This window comes from Bacillus sp. AP50 (assembly GCF_040492675.1).
GTDB classification, from domain to species: domain Bacteria; phylum Bacillota; class Bacilli; order Bacillales; family Bacillaceae_G; genus Bacillus_A; species Bacillus_A cereus.
Map to the genome: position 1 here is coordinate 1 of NZ_JBEUTW010000605.1, position 2,238 is coordinate 2,238.

The following is a 2,238-nucleotide window of genomic DNA, read 5'->3' on the forward strand; positions in this document are numbered from 1 at the left end:
AAAACAAGAAGCCCTAGAGCCCTAACTCTAAGGCTTCTTGTTTTCAAATAAGGATTTTGTATTAAATCTGCACCAAGATTAAGAAGCATACATACCATATCTTGTGCACCTTTTTTACATAAATCTTGATCATTGGGCGCCTTTAAAAGCGCTCTTTTTTGTTGAAAAACTACACAAAGAGAAAAAAAACGCATACAATGTCACGTATTCTTTTTCATTGTAAGTTTGGGTGGAAGAGCGTCCTGGAGGACGCTCTTTATATTTGTTTATAAACAAATAATTTACTTGAAAATACTCACAGTTTGTATAAACCAAACATATATTTACATAGACAAGACATAGCTTTTTATTTAACAAAATAACTATTTTGTTAAATTCTTTATTAGTTCATTGCTTTCATAACTACTTTCTCTAGCTTTTTTAACAAATGAAATCTAATATTAAATTTCTAAATGTATACTGTACTAAACACCAGTTAACACTATATACATAGTGTTAACTATCTTAATTGAATATTAGTAATAGTAAGTATAAACATTATCAATTTACTATATCTTACATTTATGTAAAAATAGATGTATGTTAAGCTTATTCAAAATCTTTCCCCTAATAAAGATTTGAAGTAGCATTTCATGATTCTCCTTACTGTTAATATGCCTTGAAAAAGAACCCTATAGGGTTCTTTTTCTTTTCATTATAACCTCAGTAAGTCCTTATTTAGCATGTAAAAAGGACTGCTAATTACCTGCAGCCCTTTACACTTCAAAGTTTAGAAGTATACAATAACAAATCTTTCCCAGCTTCCAGCTACATAACTAGTAGCCGTTAATTCTCTACCACCATTTGCTGATATATACCTACCATTACTGAGCGCTTGTAATACATATATCCTATTGTCTCCACCATTATATAAGATAAACTTTTCCCATGTCCCAATTGATGTACGATCTGCTACTACTCTACCATTTGGCTCAAACGAAACATACTTCCCATTACTTTTGGCTTTTAAAGCGTACGTATATAATTCTCCAGTCGGAATTAATTCAAATTTCTCCCATTCATTAACTACATTACGATTTGCTGTTACATTTCCCAAAGGCTCAGCAGAAACATATTGTAAATTTGCTGCCTGTATAGCAACTGTCCAACTTCCATTAAATAAATTCACGCCTTTTAATGTAGCTGCTTTTGATAGGTTGGCTGCAGATACATCATTGGATGGTGTAATCATAAATATCATTAAAACCATCGACAACACCATTAAAACTAAATTTTTTGAGACTGTATTACCTCTTGCACGTGTTATAAACCTTTTCATTCCCATTCCTCCCTTAATATACATAGAACTCATTTACATCATATCAAATATGTAAAACATTGTAATATTTGAGAGGATTTATCAACAAATACCCTACTATTCTGTTTCTTTTTTCTCAAATCTATTGCACTTAAACATTTATTAATTCAAAAACATATTTATAAAAAAATGTAGCATTTGATGGCAACGAGAGTATATAAAAAAGAGAGCGTATTGTTAAATAAAAGCCAAATAGCCGTTCATAATGAACGACTATTTGCATCTAACTAATAATTAGAATGTTCTTCATATTAATCTATTTTGTTTAATCCCGTTAAAGTAACTTGATAGATTCTTTTTTTGCCTATATATTCTTGTTTATTATTCTCAAAGTTAATAAGTGTAGCGCGTGTCTTTTCCTTTACTGCTTCCCCTTCTATATGGGTCAACTCAATGTAATCTCCCACTTTTACCGGCACGGTTTGACTTTCAGCAGTTTGTTGACTATTTCCCACTATATCCTTATTGTATACAACACTACCGGTTGAATTCTTTACTGTAATACTTGCATACGTATTATTAAAGTAAGAATGTGGTACGCCTGCTTCTAAATTCACCTGCATTTTCTCTGTTGCCCTATTATAATCAACTTTTGCGATTTCTCTATCACTATATCCTTTTAAAGACCACCCAAAATGATTTCCATCTAAAACTGTTGTTTCTGGCATTTTTTCTACTTTCTTCAAGCCTTCTTTTGTAACTTGGTACATGACTTTTTTTCCAAAGCTTTCTTGTTTACTGCTGTCTACATTTATTAAAGTAGCTCTATGCACACCTTCTAGGTGTGTCAACTCAATATAATCTCCTACTTTAACTGGAACCTTTTGCGATTCAGCATTTTGTTGTTTGTTTCCATAAATGTCTTTATTGTATACTACTTT

General features: G+C 31.3%; 3 protein-coding genes. All 3 read right to left on the reverse strand.

Features of this window, described 5'->3' with window-relative positions; all coding sequences use genetic code 11:
- Nucleotides 1–194: hypothetical protein (locus tag ABWK52_RS27205; RefSeq protein WP_353772276.1), on the reverse strand; the 194-nt coding region annotated here is incomplete at its 3' end.
- A 575-nt stretch (nucleotides 195–769) separates the two neighbouring features.
- Nucleotides 770–1,318 carry a fascin domain-containing protein gene (locus ABWK52_RS27210; RefSeq protein ID WP_047387444.1) on the reverse strand — a complete coding sequence of 183 codons (549 nt, stop codon included), beginning with the start codon at nucleotides 1,316–1,318 and terminating at the stop codon, nucleotides 770–772.
- Nucleotides 1,319–1,608: 290 nt separating this feature from the next.
- Nucleotides 1,609–2,238, reverse strand: a 630-nt coding sequence (locus tag ABWK52_RS27215) for a putative mucin/carbohydrate-binding domain-containing protein (RefSeq protein ID WP_353772277.1), incomplete at its 5' end; no start/stop codon positions are given.

What these genes read in the sequence shown, in the direction of transcription:
- ABWK52_RS27210 (WP_047387444.1), bottom strand. Translation starts at nt 1,318, where the DNA reads ATGAAAAGGTTTATAACACGTGCAAGAGGTAATACAGTCTCAAAAAAT.